This is a genomic window from Fodinicola acaciae, from assembly GCF_010993745.1.
Lineage (GTDB): Bacteria > Actinomycetota > Actinomycetes > Mycobacteriales > HKI-0501 > Fodinicola > Fodinicola acaciae.
Genome location: NZ_WOTN01000003.1, coordinates 1,512,184 through 1,530,398 on the forward strand (window position 1 = coordinate 1,512,184; position 18,215 = coordinate 1,530,398).

Genomic DNA, 18,215 nt, shown 5'->3' on the forward strand with positions numbered 1-18,215 from the left:
TCGAGCGCCATGGCGTGAAGCGATCGACACCGGAGATTTACCCATGCGTGACGAACCGAACCTTTCCCGCGTCCACCATTCTTTCGCAGCAGGCCAAGGCGAAAACGGGAGGACGATCACGGATGGGGTTTCTCGGCGTACGGCTGGCGGATCGCCGCGACGAGGCGGTGGCCGCGGTGCTCGCCGGTGCCGTCGTGGTGATCCTCGGTTTCGCGTCCGGTCTCGGCATTCCGGTGGCCGGCACCGACCAGCCGGCGGCCGCGGGTCCGGCCGCGCCACCGCCAGCCCACCCCGATCCTGGTACGCAGGCGCCGCCCGCCGGTGCCGGCTCGGTCGGCGGCGGAGGCGGTGGTACGCCGTCAGGCGGCGGCGTCGTCACCGGGCCAAAGCCGAGCCCGACGCCATCGACCGGCCCGACCACGCCGGACCAACCGACGCCGAGTCCGAGTCCGCCGGTTTCCTGTCCCCCGGGCCTGATCGGCGGCCTGCCAGTGGTCGGCCCGCTGGTGGCCACCTCGCCGACGCCAGGCCCCGTCCCGTCGTTGCTCGGCGACCTGCCGATCGTCGGTCCCCTTGTCACGCCGGGAAAACCGGGAGTCCTGAGCTGTCCGGTCGGCGTCCTGGTCGGCCCGAGTTGCTGCGCCACCGCGACCACCACCGGAAAGCAGCTCGTCCCGTGACGCGCGACGACACGCTGCACGCGTTTGCGGTGCTGTTGCACGTGACCGGCTATCTCGCGCTGGCCATTCTCGCCGGCGGTCTGTTGTTTGTCTCGGCATTGTGGCCCGCGGGCGCGCGCGATCCGCGTACCCGGCTGATCCTGACGTCGTCGGTCGCGGTCGGCGTCGCGTCCGCGATCGGTACGGTCCTGCTGGCGGCTCAGTACGCGACCAGCGGTCCGGCGATCGAGGACGTACTCACCGCGCCTTTTGGCCGGGTCGCAGCGGCTTCCGGCCTGCTGTGGCTGCTCGCGGCGGTCGTCGTGGTGGCGGTCCTGCAGCGCGGCGAGCGAGCCGTACGGTCACTGCCGTGGCGCGCCGGCGCGCTGGCGGTCGCCTTCGGACTGCTGCGCGCCACCGGAATGTCCGGCCATTCCAACGAAACCGCCGAGGCCGGTCTGAGCATCGTCGCGGATTTCCTGCATCTGGCCGGAGTCAGCGCCTGGCTCGGCGGCCTGACGGTCCTGTCGGTCGGCCTGCTGCCGCGCCGGAGAGCCGACGAGATCGGTGACGTCGCGCCGAAATTCTCCAGGTTCGCGATGGTCTCGGTGCTGGCGATCGTCGCCTCCGGCCTGATCATGGCCTGGCAGATCGTCGGCTCAGTCGGCGCGCTCGTCGGCACCGCATACGGCCACCTGCTGCTGACGAAGCTGGCCGTCTTCGCGCTCGTCCTGCTCGCCGCGATGATGAGCAAGCACTGGGTCGAAAATCGGCTTTCCGCCGTCATCTCGCGACATGCGTCCGCCGCTGTCCGGCCGTTCGTGCTGTCGGTCGGCGCGGAGACCGTGCTGGCCGTCGCCGTGCTGGTGGCGGCGAGTGTCCTCGTCACGGCCAGTCCCGGCCACTGACCCACGTCCAGCGAAAGGAAAAAACTCACCAGTCCCGTTGTTGGTTCCGCGCAAACCAGGTGATCCGGCCGAAAGTCGCAGTCGTCCGGCGCAGCCGCGGTTTGTCAGGGACATCCGGAAAGGAGAAGGCTCACAGATGAGCCGACACGAGAAAATCGCGACGGCCAGGCGGAAACTGCCGGCGGTCGTGGCGGCAGCCGGAGTGCTCGTCGCGGTGCTGTCGCTGCTTGGCCTGCAGGCCGAGGCGGCGCGTACGGACCACTCGCGGCTGTCCGCGAACGGCAGCACCTTGGCCGCGCCCGCAACAAACCCAGCCGCGAACACGGCCGCGCGGCCGAAGGTCAGCCACTCGGTGGAGATCAAGAACTACGCGTTTTCGCCGACGTCGTTGACAGTCGCCGAGGGCGACACGGTGACCTGGACCAACCTGGACACCGCGCCGCACACGGTGACAGTGACCAGCGGACCGGTCACGTTCGACTCGGGCAACCTGCAGAAGGGACAGTCTTTCAGCTATACGTTCGGCAAAGCCGGCACGTACGCGTACTACTGTGCCGTCCATCCGGACATGAAGGCGAGCGTGACGGTCACCGGCGCGACCACTCCGCCGTCATCTCCCCCGCCGACGACCGGTCCGCCAGCCTCAGCGTCGCCGACGCCGAGCATGTCGATGCCGCCGCCGAGCAGCGGTTGCGCCGGCCTCGACGCGGCGGCACACGCCTTTCTGCAGCATTTCTACGCGGCGCATCTGGAGCCGTCGTTGGGCCAGCAGATCGGCGACATCCTCAACGTCGACCAATACGTCAAAACACACACGGTGTTGATCGAAAACATGATCAAACCGTTGGTCGGTGGCTCCGACCAGGCGTTGGCGGTGTTCCTGCAACACGTGTACGCCGCGCATCTGGAGGCCTCGCCAAACCAGCAGGTCAGCGACATCGCCAACCTCGACCAGTATGTCAAGACGCACACGGTGTTGATCGAGAACATGATCAAACCCCTGGTCGGCAGCGATCTGAGCTCCTGCTGATCCCACCTACGCGGGGTCCGGCCGGGTCGCAGCCGGTCGGACCCGGCGACCTCTCGAATGCTTCCGGAGCGCCAAAAAACATGCGAAAGCTGCTCATTCTCGCCGCGGTCTGCTGGCTGGCATTTCCGGTCACTCCGGCGGCCGCCGCGACGCATTCCGTTTCGATGCGGCAATACGCGTACGCGCCGGCCGCGCTGACCATCACGGCCGGCGACACGATCCGGTGGACGAACTACGACACGGCTCAGCATGACGTGACGATCACCAATGGGCCGGTGTCGTTTCACGGTCCGCTCATCGGCAAAGGCCAGTCGTGGACCTACACGTTCGGCACGGCCGGCACCTACTCCTACGTCTGCAGCATCCATCCAGACATGAAGGCGCGGATCGTCGTGCGTCCGAAAGCAGTCGTCAGCAGTGCCACGCCAGCACCGGCGCCAGCGCGGCCGCGGCCGTCCGCCTCAGCGTCACCGGCAGTCGTGGCGCCGAGCGCGTCGATGCCGATGGTGGCCACCCCGGCGCCGGACTCCGCGAGCTTGAGCCCGCTGCTGATCGTGGCCGGCATCTCGGTCGCGGTGGTGGTCTTCTGCCTGCTGCTGATGAGCTCTCGACCGACGCCGTCGTTCACCAGCCATCGCGAGCTGGACGACACCGCCGTGCTGCCGAAGGATGAGCGCTAGCCGCGGGATTTCATCTGATGGCTGGCGACACGGTTTGGAATGCACGGAAGTGCCTGTCCAGCGCGGGAAACTTGGGATTGCGAAGTCACAAGTAGCGTCGCGTGGAAGGCACTCCGTGGGTGAAGGGTAACAGGGTTGTCGGGTTGGTTTTGGATCCGACTCGCGAGTCGTTGGTGTCTTGGGCGGGTGGGTTGTTGCTGCGGCAGACGATCCGGGTGTCGGGCATCGAGCGGGTGTTGTCGATGGCGTTGGCGCCGTGGCGTGGGAGGCGTGCTGTCCATGATCCGGGAAAGATCATCGGCGACTTGGCGGTTGCGATCGCGCTGGGTGGGGACTGTCTGGCCGATCTTGCCGTGGTCCGTGCGCAGCCGGGGCTGTTCGGGCCGGTGGCCAGTGATCCCACGGCATCTCGCCTGGTGAGCGCGCTGGCTGCCGATATCGATGCCGTGTTGCCGGCGATTCGGTCTGCTCGCGCCCGGGCGCGGGCGGCGGTGTGGGCGGCGGCGGCCGTTGGCTGGCCGGGTGGGCAGCCGCGCGGGCGGGCAGGTGATCGTGGATATCGACGCGACGTTGGTGAGCGCGCATTCGGACAAGGAACACGCGTCAGGCACTGATAAACGCACGTTCGGGTTCGCGCCGATGTGTGTGTTCGTCGACCACGGCGAATACGGCACCGGTGAGACGTTGGTGACCCAGTTGCGCCCGGGCAACGCCTCGCCGCAGAACACGCCCGATCATATCCAGGCGCTGGATCTGGCGCTGCCCCAGCTGCCCGAAGGCGAGCGCGCGCAGGTGCTCGTCCGCGCCGATTCCGGCGCGTGTTCCAAGGCGTTCCTGCATCACATCACCGATCTGGGGTTGGAGTATTCGATCGGATTCCCGGCCCATGAAACGGTCAAAGCCGCGATGGAGGCTATCCCGCCGCAGGCCTGGAGACCGGCTGTTGACGGTGACGGCCAGCCGCGCGAGGGCGCGCAGGTCGCCGAGCTCACGCGATGGATGCCCGACCCGACCCCGGCAACCCGACCCGGTCCTCAACAATGGCCAGCCGGGATGCGGGTGATCGCCCGCCGGGAACGACCACACCCCGGCGCGCAACTACGCCTCACCGACCAGGACGGGTGGCGCATCACCTGCTTCGCCACCAACACCCACGGCCCCGGCTGGACACTGGACACACTGGAAGTACGCCACCGGCAACGAGCCCGTTGCGAGGACCGTATCCGCGCGCAGAAAGACACCGGCATGCGCAACCTGCCCTTCCACGGATACGCCCACAACCAGATCTGGCTGGAAATCGCCGCACTAGCGGCGGACTTGCTGGCCTGGACCCAAACCCTGGCCTGGGACACACACCAACCCGCCAGACGCTGGGAACCCAAACGCCTACGGCTACGCATCCTGGCCGTCGCCGGCCGCATCATCCACAGCGGCCGACGACGACGCCTACGACTACCCCGCAACTGGCCCTTCAACCACCTCATCGACAACGCCTGGAAATCCCTACAACCCAGCTAAAAACGACGAACCAACCCCACAACCAGGACCGGAGAACCGGCGACACAGCGCCGGAAACCAGCCCTGCCACAAACAAACACACAGACCCCACAACCAGCCAAACAGTCACTCAACTCCCACGCGAAAGATCGAGGCTAGGGCCTGTCTCCATATTCCGCGGGGCGATAGCCGAGCCGCTGTCACATCTTTCTCGGGCCGCCTGACGTTTGGATCTCGACTCTCGTCCCCCCGGAATATGGAGACAGGCCCTAAAACAATTTCCGGCCGGATCGCCGGCGAATGTTGACGCGACCGCGACCGGCGCGTACATTCACGCGGGCAATCGATTTCTCGGGTGAACCGGAGTGGTCGCATGGCGCCGATCGACCGTCGCAGTTTTCTCCGGGCCGGCATCGGGGTCGCCGCCGTCGCGATTTCCCGGCCGTTCGCCGCCGCCACACCGGCGTACGTCGGCGCCGGCGCTTTCACCAGGGTCTACGATCCGACGCCGACCGGCAGCGTGAAGCAATACATCAACGACCACACGTTCGTACGCGCGTCGACCGGCGAGTGGCACCTGTTCGGCATCACCGGCCAGATGGGGGCGATCGGCAACGAGGTCAACTTCGCGCACGCCACCGCGCCGGCACTCTATGGTCCGTGGACGCGGCAACCGTACGCGCTGACCGCGGATCGGTCCTATTACGGCGAAACGCAGATCTGGGCTCCGCACGTCATCCTGGTCGACGGCACGTATCACATGTTTTACTGCAGCGTCCGCGACAACGGCTTCGGCATCAGCCTGGCGACCTCGACGGATCTGGTCAACTGGACCAAACGCCCTGCCGGTCCGCTGTTCTACGGCAACGCCAACCGTGACCCGTACGTGACGCGGATCGGCAACCAGTGGGTCATGTACTACTGCGAGGTCGGCGGCGGTGACCACCACATCGTCGGTTACCGCACCAGCACGGATCTGGTCAACTGGAGCGCACAGCAGGTCGCGTACACGGATCCGTCGACCACCGCCAATACGCCGTCGACCACCGAGTCGCCGACCGTCATCCAGCGCGACGGTTACTCGTATCTGTTCATCGGCCCGAAAAACGGCTACGAAGGCACCGACGTGCTGCGCAGCACCAACCCGTTTTCCTTCAGCTACGCCGACCTCGCCGGGCACATCCCCGGCCATGCCGCCGAGGTGATCGACGACGGTGGCACCGTGTCGGTCAGCGCCTGCGGCTGGTTCGAGCACGGTGTTTCGTTGGCACCGCTGGAATGGCGATCGGCCGCCGCGCCATGGCAGACGCGCGACAATCCGGTGGCGCAGCTCGGCGCCGGTGGACTGCTGCACGTTTTCGCGCTGGAGCCCGGCACATCTCGCATCCTGCACCGAGCCCAGACGGCGAATGCCTGGTCCGACTGGGAAGTCTTCAGCGATCCGGTCGGCGCCGTGCCGACCGCCTGCCGCAGCCAGGACGGCCGGCTGGAGGTTTTCGCCGTAGGCCCCAACGGAAACAGCCTGCTGCATCGCGTCCAGAACGCCGACGGCAGCTGGCGTGACTGGTCGGCCTTCGGCGGGCCGGCCGGCGCCGCGCCGGCGGTGGCCCGCCGGATGGACGGCGCGCTGGAGGCCTTCGCGCTCGGACCGGGCGGCGCCTATATCGCTCGCCGCGCGCAAAACCGCGCCAACGCCACCGAAACCGACTGGACGGCCTGGGAGACTTTCGGTACGGCCGCGGGATCACCGCCGGTTGTCGGCACCAATGCCGACGGACGACTGGAGGTCTTCGCACTCGGACCGGCCGGAGCGTACGTGGCGCATCGCTGGCAGGACGGCGACGGCGTCTGGCGGCAACCGTGGGACGCGAGTTTCGGTGGCCCGGCGGCAACCGCGGTGACGGTGACGCGCGACGGCCGCGGCCTGCTGAACGTCTTCGCCCTCGACGCCTACGGCGGCGGCTCGCACTGCCGCACGCAGTCGGTGCCGAGCGGCGGCTGGAACGGTTGGACGAGCGTCGTGTCCGGCTGGGTCGACCTGCCACCGACCGCCATCCCGAGCCAGGACGGCCGGCTGGAGATGTTCTGGACGCCGGTCGGCCGCGAAGGCGTGCTGCACCGCTATCAGACGAGTACGACCACCGGCGCGTGGTCGGCGCCGGAGACGTTCAGCACCGACACCGTCGCGGCGACGCCGAGCGCCGTCATGGACTCCGCCGGCCGCATCCATGTTTTCGCCGTACGTCCGGACGGCACGCTGTTGGAACGCGTCCAGACCGCACCGAGCTCCGGCTGGGCTGGCTGGACGACGTTCGGCGACCGCAAGATCGCCGTCGTACCAGCCGGATCGGTGACCTGATCGCAGGTCCGTCTTCGAGGGCCACCCCGTCCCGGCCGCGCACGCGAGTCGCTCCAGTGTGATCGAAACGCGTACGCGGCGTGGCCGGCGCTGGGACGATGGCCGGGTGGACGACCTCCGACCGCCGCCGCGCGACCGCGTGGCGCAGCTGGTCGTGTGGCATCCGGACGGCCAGCGCCGCGGTTCCGGATATCGGGTCAGCGACACCGAAGTGCTGACCGCCGCGCACGTGCTCGCCGGCGCCGAGGCCGTCGAGGTGCGGTTCGAGCCCGACCTGCCGACCGGCCGGCAGCTGCCGGCGCGGTCATGGCGCACGCATCCGTCCGCCGACTTCGCGGTCGTGACCATCGAGCCGGACGGCCGGCCGACGCCGGCCGCGGCGTACGGCCGGGTCACCGAGCGGCTGGCCGTGCTGACCGCGCAGGCGGTCGGTTTTCCGCGCTGGAAACTGCGTTTCGACGACCAGCCATATCGCGACGCGCACCATGTCGTCGGCACCATCGCGGTGCTGTCCAACTTTCGCGAAGGCACCCTGGAAGTGCGCGTACCGACGCCGCCGGCCGATCCGGACGACGGCGGCTCGCCGTGGGAAGGCATGTCCGGCGCGCCGGTGTGGGTCGGCGGCCGGATCGTCGGCGTGATCACCAAACACCATCTCAGCGACGGGCCTGGCCGGCTCGCGGCGGCGCGACTGGACCGGGCGGCCGGCGACTGGGACCTGTTTGCGCTGCCCGCCGAGTTGCCCGACGCGAGCCCGTTGTCGGCGGCCGAGGCCGTCGTCGCCGCACACCGCGCGGTGATCGCCGACATCGCGCCGGCCGAGCTGGTCGGCCGCGAGACCGAGCTGGCCGAGCTGGCCGCCTTCGCCGCCGGCGACCGGCCGTACGCCTGGTGGCAGGCCGGTCCGTGGGCCGGCAAGTCGGCGCTGCTGTCCTGGTTCGCGCTGCATCCGCCGGCCGGCGTCGACGTGGTGTCGTTCTTCGTCAGCGGCCGGCTGGCCGAGCAGTCCGACTCCGACGCGTTTTTGGCCGCGATGATCGAACAACTGGCCGCACTGGCCGGCGAGGATCCGCAGGCCGCGCTGGGCGTACGGCAGCGCCAGGGCCAGTTTCTGCGGCTGCTCGCGGCCGCCGGCGAGCGGTGCACGGCGGTCGGCCGCCGGCTGCTGGTCGTCGTCGACGGCCTGGACGAGGACGCCTCGGCCGACCGCGACCGCATCGTCTCGCTGCTGCCACGCCATCCGCCGCCGGCCGTACGCCTGCTGATCGCCAGCCGGCCGGCGCCGATGCCGGCCGACCATCCGCTGCCCGCGGTCGCGGTCCGGCAGCTCACGCCGTCCGCGTACGGCCGCGGCGAGCAGGTCGCCGCCCAACACGAGCTGACCGACCGGCTGCACGGCGAGCCGGCCGAGCGCGAGCTGCTCGGCCTGATCACCGCGTGCGGCGGCGGCCTGACCCAGCCCGACCTGGTCGAGCTCACCGGCCAGCCGGCCGACGCGGTGGACAGCCTGCTGACCGGCCACTTCCAGCGGACCATCGGCTCGGCGGTGGTGACCGGTGAGCGCGCGTACGCCTTCGCGCACGACACGCTGCGCGAGATTTCGCAGCAGCAGCAAGGCGAAACCGTCGAGGCCTACCGCGAGCGGCTGCACGCGTGGGCCGCCGGCTATCGCGGCCGCGGCTGGCCGGCGGACACGCCGACGTACCTGCTGCGCGGCTATCCGCGGCTGCTCGCCGCGACCGGTGACCTCGCGCGGCAGATCGCGCTGGCCACCGACCACGCTCGCCACGAGCGGCTGCTCGCGGTGACCGGCGGCGACTTCGAGGCGTTGAGCGAGGTGTCGGCAGCGGTCGAGGCGGTGTCGAGCTCGGCCGATCCGGACCTCACGGCGTTGTTGCGCCTGGCATACGCGCGCTATCGCCTCGAACAACGCAATCGCGATGTGCCGGCCGGCCTGCCGGTGCTGCACGCCGCGCTCGGCGCACCCGATCGAGCGGTCGCGCTGGCCAGCAGCATCGCCGCGGCCGACCGCCGCACCGACGCGTTGTGTCAGCTCGCGATGCATCACGACGACAAGGCCATGGTCGGCCGATTGCTTGACATGGCGGCGAAATCCGCCGAGGAATGCACCGAGCCGGCGGCGCGCGCCACCGCGTACGCGACGATGGCGTCGGCGTACGTCTGGTGCGGCCAGCCGGATCGCGCGGACCAGCTGATCGACCTGGCCGAGCAGCTGATCGCGACCGGGTCGCAGACGTTGGAGGCACGGCTCCGGCTGCTGATGGCGCTGGTGGCGGCCGGTCACCGTACGCGCGCCGCCGATCTGGCCGGCGACATCGCCAGGAAGGACGGCGATCCGACCCGGACGCGGCTGCTGCCTGACTCCGCCATCCGGTCGATGCGCTCGGCGGCGGCCGGCCTGGCCGAGGCCGGATTCGCCGACCTCGCCTCGGCGATCGCCGGCCGGCTGCGCGACGAGGCACGGCACGTGCGCCGGTTTCGCACCGAGGCCGAGCTGGACGCGTCGTACGCGCACTCGCCGATCGGCAGCAGGCACACGCTGGTCTTCGTCAGCAATGGCTCGCTGCCGGGCTATGCCGAGGTCGTCGACCTGGTCGCCGACACCGTGGAGGCCAGGGTCGAGCGCGTCGAGGCCATCCACTCGGCGCGGCAAGGCCTGCGTGCCGAGATCGCCGCCGCGGCGGTGACGGCGTTGGTGGCGCGCGGCGCGTACGACGACGCCGAGCGGCTGGCACGGTCGATCGACGCGGACGAACCCGCCGCCCGAGCGCTGGTGGCGGTGGCGGCCGGCCGGCTCGGCGCCGGCCAGACGGAGGCGGCCGGTGGACTGGTCCATGCGGCCGAGCAGGTGGCGCGGCGGTCGGGCGGATCCGTCAGAGCCGCGACCGTACGCGCGGTCGGCGCCGAACTCGCCGCCGCCGGCGATCTCGACCGCGCCAGCCTGCTCACGCGGCAGCTCGGCGAGTCCCCCGCACTGCCGCCGGTCACCCCGTTCCTGCCGCCTCGGCGCAAAGTCGACCTGCCAGGGCAGCTGGCGCCGGAGGAGCAGGCCGTCCAACTGGTCGAGGCCGGCGCGTACCGGCGCGCGGAGCGGCTGGTCGCCGGCCGCGACGAGATGCTGCCGCCGGCCGGTCCGATCGCTCCGGTCGTCGCCGCGTTGGTGCGCGCCGGCCAACTCCGCCGCGCGATGAAGCTGTACGAGCGGGCGTCTTTCGGCCTCGACCGCGCCGAGCCGATGGCCATCATCGTGCGTGCACTGGCTTGCGCCGGCCATGTACGCGAGGTCGAGCGCATCGTGAAGGACGCGTTTTTCGACGAGGCAACGGTTTCCGTACTCATCGCCGCCGCCGAAGGTTTCGCCGAAGCCGGTGACCAGCGCTCCGCGCACCGGTTTGCCGACCGTGCCGAGGCGATGCTGAGCAAGCCTCAGCTGCCCGGCAAGACCTTCGCGATCCCGGTCGCGTTGATGTGGGCCGCGCTCGGCGACGCCGACCGCGCCGACCAGGTGCTCGCCACCACCAGCGACCCGGTGGCCAGGATCACCGCGTTGTCCGGCATCGCCGTACGGTCGGCCAGGGCCGGTGACCCGGGCGCGGCAGCGCGGAGCCTTCGGACGGCCCTCCGTACGCTCACCGACCAGCCGCCGTCCGAGTCGCGCACCAAGGCCGTCGCCGAGGTGGTGGTCGCGCTCGCCGACAACCACGACGCCGGCTGGGACGCCACCACGCTGCCACCGGTCCGCCGGCTGCTTGTCGACGCGCTCACCGGTCCTGGCTGGCTCGCCGCGATTCCGGCGGTCCGCCGCTGCTCGCTCACCAGCCTGCGGGAATTCGCCGACATCGAGTTCAGTGATTCAGGCTCAGCCGCAGGTTGAATGCCGGCGCGTGCCGCCACGGGTTGGTTTTTGTCTTGTCCAGCCGCGATTTTCCGAGGTCGAAGGTGACCGTGCCGCCGGTGACGGTGGCCGGCACCGTGAAAACGACCGCGCTGTCGTTCTTGTCCAACGACACGATGGTGCTGAAGGCACGATCGTGACGATCCGCCGTGATCGCGGCGCCGCCGGTCGGACGGAAGGTGAAGGCCTGCGCGTCGTTCACCAGATAGAGGCCGACACTCGAATAGAAAGCGTCGGTGGTCGTCACGTTTGGCATCGGGACGGACAGAAAAGCCTGGCCGGCCGGAGCCCAGCCTCGCTCCGGGCGATAGTTGCTTATCGACGCGACCTCCGCCTTGAGGCCGGACAACGGCGTCGTGACCGACACACTCACCGGCAGCGTCCTGCCGTCGAAGACACCGGTCGCCTGCGCGTCACCGCTCCAGTCCACATCGGACTGATGCTGCGCGTACGGATCGGCGATCACTTTTCCGGTACGCAGGTCGATTTCCGCCGTACGTCCGGCGTCGGCGAGCTGCAGCCGCACCGGTGTGGCCGGCGCGGCGCCGACCACGATGACCTGCGTCGTCGACGACCGGTCCGGCAGCGGAAGGCCGGTCAGCACGGTCGGTTGGTCGCCGACCAGCAGCCGCGCGACGACCGGATTCTTCTGGTCCGGCGAAAAAGCCGCGTAGGTCACCATCGGGTCGATGGCCGCGACGAGCAGCTTCTGGCCCTGTTTCGCGCGTACGGCCGGCACGTGCAGGTCTCTGGCCTCGTACGTGTCCAGCTCGTCGCCGGTCGCCGACCAGGCCACCCCGACGCTGGCGTGCGGCATCGAGATCCGCGCCGGCCGCGTGTAACCCCAACCGCCCGGATTCGGCGGATAGAGCGGTGTGGTGCTGATGCGTACGCCGGACCACTCCGGCGCCGGCGGCGGTTGGTTCTGCCGGAAAAGCAACACGCCGAGCAGGCTCAGCACCCCGACCACCGCGACCGCGCCGAGCGAGGTGCCGATGGCGCGGCGGATGCCGGCGCGCCTCGACGTGCGACGCCGCTCGGCCGCGATCTTTTCCGCCGCCTGACGGACAATCTCACCCTGTTGCGTTTTCTGCGCGATGGCACCGACCAGCGCCGGCGGCAGCCAGTTGCCCGGCGATGCCGCAGGCGCGGCTGCGAGCATGTCCAGCAGCTGTGCGGCGGTCGGCCGCCGAGCGGCCTCTTTTTCCAAGCACGCCTGGACAATCGGGGCGATCCAGCTGCCGGCCAGGTCATCGAGCCGCGGGTCTGTCACCACGGTCCGGTAAAGCTGGGCGTCCACACCGCCGTCGCCGCCGAACGGCTCGCGGCCGGTGCTCGCGTATGCCAGCACGCCACCGTAGGAAAATACGTCCGACGCGGCATCGACCGGCTGGCCGACCGCCTGTTCCGGTGACATGAATCCGGGCGAGCCAACGACAAATCCGGTCTGCGTGAGCTTGCTGGCATCCATCGCCCGCGAAATGCCGAAGTCGATCACCCGCGGACCGTCCATCGTCAGCAACACGTTGGACGGTTTGAGATCCCGGTGTACGAGACCGGTCGCGTGGATCGACCGCAGCGCCTCGGCCAAACCGCCGGCGAGCGTACGCAGGCTGTCCGGCGGCAGCGGCCCGGCGACCGCGATCGCTTCGTCCAGCGGCATTCCCGGCACGTACTCGGTGACCAGCCACGGCCGCTCAGCGTCCGGATCGGCGTCGATGACTGCCGCGGTGAAAGCGCCGCTGACCGCGCGAGCGGCGGCGACCTCGCGGCGGAACCGCTCGCGAAATTCCGGATCCTGCGCGAATCGGCTGCGGACCACCTTGATCGCCACCAGCCGGCCGCCCGGCAGCCGGCCGAGATAGACGACCCCCATGCCGCCGGCACCGAGCCGGCCGAGCAACTCATATCCACCGAGCTCGGCCGGATCGCCTTTGTCCAACGGAAACATCAGCGTATGGTCCTTACAGCGGTGACGTTTGACGCTGTCTGCACGTAAATAAGTCCGTCGCCGGCGATGGTGGCCTCGCCGTAGTCGGCCAGGCCACGCGTCGCGATTTCCTTGCCGGTGCGCGCTTCCACCGCGGTCAGTGCGTCGGAGCCGATCAGATAGACGACACCATTGCGTACGGCCGGAGATCCACCGGGCACGTTCGGACTGTCCGCCATGCGTTCCCACACCTTCTTCCCAGTGGCCGCATCCGCGGCGAAGGCTCGCTGTGCGCTGCCATAGAAAAAGACCATGTCACCGGCCACCGACGGATGCGTGCCGTGACCGAACTCGTCGTCGTCGGCGCCAACCGGAAAAGCCCATTTCTGCCGGCCGCTGGCCGCGTCGTACGCGTGCAGCGTGCCGCCTTGCGCTCCAATGTAGACAGTGTCGCCGATGAGCACCGGTGGCACCGCCGGACCGGTCACCTTCCAGCTCGGCTCGCCGGTGAGCGCGTCGAGCGCGACGAAGTTTCCGCCAGAGCCGAAATAGAAACGGCTCCTGTCGGCCACGAGCCGCGCCTCGAAGCCGACTCGGCGGCCGGTCGCGTACGTCCAGATTTCGGCGCCGGTGCGTGCGTTCAGGCCGTGGACCAGGCCGGTCGAGTGCTCGACCGCGGCGACCACGTCACCGCACAACGTCGGCGGGTCGAGGCCGGACAGGTTGGGATGGTGCCAGCGTTGTGCGCCTGACCGGATGTCGACGGCGTCGAATCCGTCGTCGGCCTGATAGAAGATCGTGTCGCCGGCGGCCGCGGCGGCTCCGTCGACGCCGAAAATGGAGTCACCGGTGTTCACGTCGTAGACCGACATCCGGCTGCCATCGGAGACGCAGGCATTCGATTTCACCACGGTGAGAGTGAAATCGACCGTCGCCTCACGCACGGGACGGTGCCATGTCACCTCGCCGCTGCGCGCGTCCAGGACGTACAGGTCATCGGAGGCGACGGCGATCCACACCTTGCCGGCGGCCAGCCGGGTGTCGCCGTGTTTCGCGAACGTCCATGGATAACGATAGGAATTCACCGCGGAAGCGGTGAGCGCGGCACCGGCACCGACCGCGGCCAGGCCGGCGACACCGAGCGAGGCGGCCAGAATCGTCCGCCGGCTGACCCGCCGGCCGTAGGCGGTGGCGTCGGCCGAGACGTACGGCCGGAAACGGGCCGGCAGTGCGGCGTTTTCGGCCGCACGACCCCGTTCCACGATGTCGACGAGCACCGCCGGCGGCAGCCAGTCGGCTTGTGCCCTCATCTGCCGCAGCTGCCGCTGCGCCGGGTCTTTTCGCAGGCAGAGCAACAGAAACTCACGCAGCTGCGGGTCGGCCACCGCGGTCAGGTCGGGTTCGTCGCGGACGATCCGATAGAGCTGCGTGTGCACCGGCACGTCGCCGAAAGGCGGCTTGCCGGTCGCCGCGTACGTGAGCACACCGCCAAGGGAAAACACGTCGCTGGCCGGACCGACGCGGTCACCTCGTATCTGCTCCGGCGACGCGTACGCCGGCGATCCGGCGACGCCGAGGCGGGTCACCGCACTGTCCCCCGGCGCCGCCGCGATGCCGAAGTCGATCAACCGCGGCCCGTCGGCCAGCAGCATCACGTTGGCCGGCGTCAGATCGCGATGTACGACGCCGGCACGGTGGATCACCGCCAGAGCGTCGGCCAGTCCGGCGGCCAGGGCCCACACGGTCGGCACCGGCAGAGGCCCGTGGCCCGCGACCGCCTCCTGCAGCGAAATGCCGGCCAGATAGGTGGTTGCGAGCCACGGCACGGCCTCCTCGCCCACGTCCACCACCGCCGCGCCGAACGCACCGGCGACTCGCGTCGCCTCCGCCTCCCGGCGGAACCGCTCGCGGATCGCCGGCTCGGCGACCAGCTCGTGGTGCGGCGTTTTCAACGCCACCAACCGGCCGCCGCCCGAGCGCGCCAGATAGACCGTACTCATGCCGCCGGAACCCAACCGTGCCAACAAAAGGTAGCCGCCAACGGCCCGAGGGTCGGTCGCCGTCAAGGCCCGCAACCGCACCGCCTCCTGTCTCGACGGCTAAATCATGACGCGGTCAGGCAACACGCGGACCCTTGGTTGTTTCTTTGCGTTCTCTAGAGGTTGACGACCTTCGGCGTGTCCTCGGCCGGCGGCTCGGCGGCTGGCGGCGGGGTCGTACGCACCGGCGCACGGCGCGGCGGCTCCGGCGGTTTCGGCGCACGCCGCAGGCCCATCCGGCCGTCGGCGGTCTGCACCACCTGATAGCCGCCGCGCGCGAGCAGGGCGATGGTCGAGTCGTCCGGCGGCCGCCGGCGCTGCGCCGCCGGGGTGGCGATCCAGGTGACCAGCGCGCGCTCGGCCTCCGTGCCGATCAGCTCCGCCGCACCGGCGACGGTCATCACCACCGCCGCGAAGTCGCGAGCCCGCCGGCGCCGGCGCAGCAACGCGAGCGCACGCCGGCGTCGCGCGACCGCGCGGTTGCGCAGGTGCATCAGGTAGGCGACCAGGAGGATCGCCGAGACGCTCAGCCCGACCCAGAAGCCGGGACCGATCGCCAGCAGGCCGGCGAGCTGGCCGAGCACCAGCAACGCGAGCACGGTGACCACCCGGCGACGGCGACGCCGCCACCAGACCGACAGCTCCGGCCCGCCGGCCGGTTTCCGGTCCGTACGCGGCGCCGCGGACCGGCGCGGCGGCGACAATGAGAATGGGAGCGAGACCAGCCACATCGCCACACGGCGCAGCTTCAGCCAGATCGCGACCGGCAGCGACACGGTCTCCAGGGTGAGGTCGATCGGACCGGTCTGCCGGAAGCTCTCGTCGACGTCCTTGAGTGCCTCGTAGACGGCCGCGTCGTCCTCGCCGTCCCCCGGCGTGAGCGCGCCGGGCACGCTGGCCCGGCCGGCGGCCGCGGGGCCGTACGTGTCGCTGAGGTCCGGCAACGCCTGGGTCACCGGCTCGTCGGCCGGCTCCTCGAGTACGGCCGTCGGTGGCGCCACCGGCACCGGCCCGGGGACCGTACGGTTGCGGCGCTTGCGGCGCAGCACCCGCATCATCGACGTGCGCAGCTCGAAGTCGGCGCGCAGCTTGCGGTCATAGCGACGCACCAGCGACGGCACCAGAGCCGCGAGGGCTCCGACTGCGGCGATCAGCAGGAGGATCGACGAGGGCAGCATCGACACCTCCGTCACGTCTGCCTCACCTGTCACACGAGGCTACGGGCTGGAAGGTTCCCTTGTCTCGCATCCCGTCACGGCGTGTCACCGCTATATGTGCCACAACGCCTCGTTGCTGTCCGGTGGTGACAGCAACGAGGCGTTGTGGCAAACGGGTCGGGCTAGGAGGCGACGGACAGCAACTGGCGGCGGGCCTGGCGTGCCTCGCGGGCGGCGTCCGGGTCGAGCAGCGGCACCGCGGCCAGCAGCGACTTGGTGTAGGGGTGCTGCGGGTTGCTGTAGAGGTCCTCGGTGTCGGCGTACTCGACCAGCTTGCCGTGCTGCATCACCGCGACCCGGTCGCACACCTGGCGTACGACGGCCAGGTCGTGGGACACGAACATCAGCGTCAGGTGAAACTCTTCCTGCAGGTCGTTGAGCAGCCGCAGCACCTGCGCCTGGGTCGTCACGTCCAGCGCGGACACCGGCTCGTCGCAGATCAGCAGCTTGGGCCGCAGCATCAGCGAGCGCGCGATGCCGATGCGCTGGCGCTGGCCGCCGGAGAACTCGTGCGGATAAGCGTTGAAACGCTGCGGGTCCAGGCCCACCCGCTCCAGCATGTCCTGCACTTCCTGGCGGATCGCGCGGCTGTCCTTGCCACCCATGATCCGCAGCGGCAGCGCGATGCTCTCGCCGATCGGGATGCGCGGGTTGAGCGAGGAGACCGGGTCCTGGAACACCATCTGGATGTCCCTGCGTACCGGCTTGAGCTGCGAGTTGGGCAGCCGGGAGATGTCCTTGCCCTCGAACAGGATCTTGCCCGAGGTCGGCTGCAGCAGCCGGATGATGCAGCGCGCCAGCGTCGACTTGCCGCTGCCGGACTCGCCGACGACGCCGAGCGTACGGCCGCGCGGGACCTCCAGCGAGACGCCGTCCACAGCGCGTACCTCGACCTTGCTGCTGCCCAGGAAGCCGCGGCCGGACCGGAAGGTCTGGTGCAGGTCGACGACCTCGACCAGCGCGTCGTCCTTGGACTCCAGCTTGCCGGACTTGATCAGCTCGATCCGGGCCTGCACGCGGGCCGACGGCTCGTCCAGGCGCGGCACCGAGGAGAGCAGGGCCTGCGTGTACGGATGCACCGGCCGGCGCATCACGTCACCCACCGGGCCGCGCTCGACCTCCTTGCCTTTCTGCATGACCAGGATCTCGTCGGTGTTGCCGGCCGCGACGCCGAGGTCGTGGGTGATCAGGATGAGCCCCATGCCGGTCTCCCGGCGCAGCTCCTCCAGCAGGTCCAGGATCTGCGCCTGGACGGTCACGTCCAGCGCGGTGGTCGGCTCGTCGGCGACCAGTACGCGCGGCTGGCAGACGATGCCCATGGCGATCACCGAGCGCTGCCGCATGCCGCCGGAGAACTGGTGCGGATATGCCTTGGCACGCCGCGCCGCGTCCGGGATGTGCACGTGGTCCAGCGCCTCGACCGCCTTCGCCCAGGCCTCCTTCTTGCTGCACTGCGTGTGCGAGCGGTAGGCCTCGGCGATCTGGTCGCCGACCGTGTAGTACGGGTTGAGCGCGGACAGCGCGTCCTGGAACACCATCGCGATCTGGCTGCCGCGCATCTGGCGCACGGTCTCGTCGCTGGCGGACTGCATGTCCGTACCGGTCACCCTGATCTCGCCGGTGATCTGCGCGCGGCTGCGCCGGTGCAGACCGAGCAGCGCGAGCGAGGTGGCGCTCTTGCCGGACCCGGACTCGCCGACGATGCCCAGCGACCTGCCGGCATCCAGCTCGAACGACAGGCCGTCTACGGCCTTCAGCGGACCTTCCTGGGTCGGGAAGGTGATCCGCAGGTCCCTGACCTCCAGCACCGGTCCGGCTGGAGCGTCGGACGGCTTGCTCAGATTCGACATCCTCACCTCACTCTGGGAACGGCGGCAGCATAGAACACCGCCGCATGGCCCCGTGACCGGAACGCGGATTAAGTCGCCGGACCGTTACCAAACCTACGACCCCACCCAGCCCGCCCGACCACCCCAACTA

10 protein-coding genes and 1 pseudogene are annotated in these 18,215 nt (G+C 69.8%); 7 read left to right on the plus strand and 4 right to left on the minus strand.

Annotation, left to right across the window (positions count from 1 at the left end; genetic code table 11):
- Positions 1-122: 122 nt before the first annotated feature.
- The 7 genes and pseudogenes from GNX95_RS33350 to GNX95_RS33380 all read left to right on the plus strand — a co-directional run bounded on the left by GNX95_RS33350 (position 123) and on the right by GNX95_RS33380 (position 11,028).
- On the plus strand, positions 123-680 hold the full coding sequence (locus GNX95_RS33350) for a hypothetical protein (RefSeq protein WP_163511625.1): 558 nt from the start codon (positions 123-125) through the stop codon (positions 678-680).
- A complete protein-coding gene (locus tag GNX95_RS33355; RefSeq protein WP_222854104.1) occupies positions 677-1,567 on the plus strand; it encodes a copper resistance D family protein in 891 nt (296 codons plus the stop codon). The genes GNX95_RS33350 and GNX95_RS33355 overlap by 4 nt, the downstream gene beginning before the upstream one ends.
- A 136-nt stretch (positions 1,568-1,703) precedes the next feature.
- On the plus strand, positions 1,704-2,597 hold the full coding sequence (locus tag GNX95_RS33360) for a cupredoxin domain-containing protein (RefSeq protein ID WP_163511626.1): 894 nt from the start codon (positions 1,704-1,706) through the stop codon (positions 2,595-2,597).
- 80 nt (positions 2,598-2,677) lie between these two features.
- Positions 2,678-3,277: a cupredoxin domain-containing protein gene (locus GNX95_RS33365; RefSeq protein WP_163511627.1), complete on the plus strand. Its 600-nt coding sequence runs from the start codon at positions 2,678-2,680 to the stop codon at positions 3,275-3,277.
- A gap of 119 nt (positions 3,278-3,396) precedes the next feature.
- Positions 3,397-4,795: pseudogene (locus tag GNX95_RS33370) on the plus strand (IS1380 family transposase).
- Positions 4,796-5,147: 352 nt separating this feature from the next.
- On the plus strand, positions 5,148-7,133 hold the full coding sequence (locus tag GNX95_RS33375) for a DUF8189 domain-containing protein (RefSeq protein ID WP_163511628.1): 1,986 nt from the start codon (positions 5,148-5,150) through the stop codon (positions 7,131-7,133).
- Between the two features lie 106 nt (positions 7,134-7,239).
- On the plus strand, positions 7,240-11,028 hold the full coding sequence (locus GNX95_RS33380) for a trypsin-like peptidase domain-containing protein (protein ID WP_163511629.1): 3,789 nt from the start codon (positions 7,240-7,242) through the stop codon (positions 11,026-11,028).
- Here the strand turns inward: GNX95_RS33380 and GNX95_RS33385 are convergent.
- From GNX95_RS33385 to GNX95_RS33400, 4 genes are all read right to left on the minus strand, one after another.
- Positions 11,000-13,000 carry a serine/threonine-protein kinase gene (locus tag GNX95_RS33385; protein ID WP_163511630.1) on the minus strand — a complete coding sequence of 667 codons (2,001 nt, stop codon included), beginning with the start codon at positions 12,998-13,000 and terminating at the stop codon, positions 11,000-11,002. The genes GNX95_RS33380 and GNX95_RS33385 overlap by 29 nt on opposite strands.
- On the minus strand, positions 13,000-15,060 hold the full coding sequence (locus tag GNX95_RS33390) for a serine/threonine-protein kinase (protein ID WP_281356981.1): 2,061 nt from the start codon (positions 15,058-15,060) through the stop codon (positions 13,000-13,002). Before GNX95_RS33390 ends, GNX95_RS33385 begins: the two co-directional genes overlap by 1 nt.
- 74 nt (positions 15,061-15,134) lie before the next feature.
- Positions 15,135-16,211, minus strand: a complete 1,077-nt coding sequence (locus GNX95_RS33395) for a hypothetical protein (RefSeq protein WP_163511632.1) — start codon at positions 16,209-16,211, stop codon at positions 15,135-15,137.
- A 146-nt stretch (positions 16,212-16,357) separates the two neighbouring features.
- Positions 16,358-18,085, minus strand: a complete 1,728-nt coding sequence (locus tag GNX95_RS33400) for an ABC transporter ATP-binding protein (RefSeq protein WP_163511633.1) — start codon at positions 18,083-18,085, stop codon at positions 16,358-16,360.
- Positions 18,086-18,215 lie beyond the last annotated feature (130 nt).